Source organism: Oxalobacter paraformigenes (assembly GCF_000158475.2).
Taxonomy (GTDB): domain Bacteria; phylum Pseudomonadota; class Gammaproteobacteria; order Burkholderiales; family Burkholderiaceae_D; genus Oxalobacter; species Oxalobacter paraformigenes.
In genome coordinates, this window is record NZ_KI392031.1 from 1,144,544 (window position 1) to 1,145,220 (window position 677).

The 677-nt window shown below is 50.4% G+C and carries 1 protein-coding gene; it reads right to left on the minus strand.

The genetic code is table 11. From position 1 onward, the window contains the following. Positions 1 to 677, minus strand: a 677-nt coding sequence (locus OFAG_RS09385) for a tetratricopeptide repeat protein (protein ID WP_020995192.1), incomplete at both ends; no start/stop codon positions are given.

A 677-nucleotide genomic window follows, 5' to 3' on the forward strand; every position in this document is an offset into this window, starting at 1 on the left:
CATCAATGTTGCCGTTTTCGGCCGCTTTTTTGTACCAGAAGAGGGCTTTTTCATTGTCCTGTGTGATGCCTTTACCAAGCGCATAAGCCATTCCCAGTAAACCTTGCGCCTCGGATTCTCCTTTTTGAGCCCCCAGAATATAGTACTGCACGGCCCGGTTCGGGTCTTTTCTGACGCCGTCACCTCTGCCATACAGGATGCCGATATTGACATACGCCTGATTGTCACCATGTTCGGCCGCTCGTCTGAACCATTTCATGGCTTCCTTGTAGTCTTTTTTTATGCCAGTGCCTGTCGCAGTCAAGTAGCCCATTTTCATTTCCCCATCCGGATCGTTCTGTTCAGCCGCTTTCCGGAACCATTTGACGGCTTCAGAAATATTTTTGGGAACACCGTACCCCTCTTCATATGTGAGTCCCAGATTGAACTGGGCCGCAGCAAACCCGGCTTCGGCCGCTTTCCGGTACCATTTGACCGCTTCTGCCAGATTTTTCTCGACACCCCGACCTTTTTTATACATGTAACCGATCCGGTTCATGGTAGCCGGATTGGTGACCGCATCCGGTTTCATGAAACAAGTCATGGCTTCCTTGTATTTTCCGGCGGCATACAAGCGGTTGCCTTCCTTCACATTATCAGCCAGCGACAGGGAAGAACCGATCAGGAGAAAAGAGAAG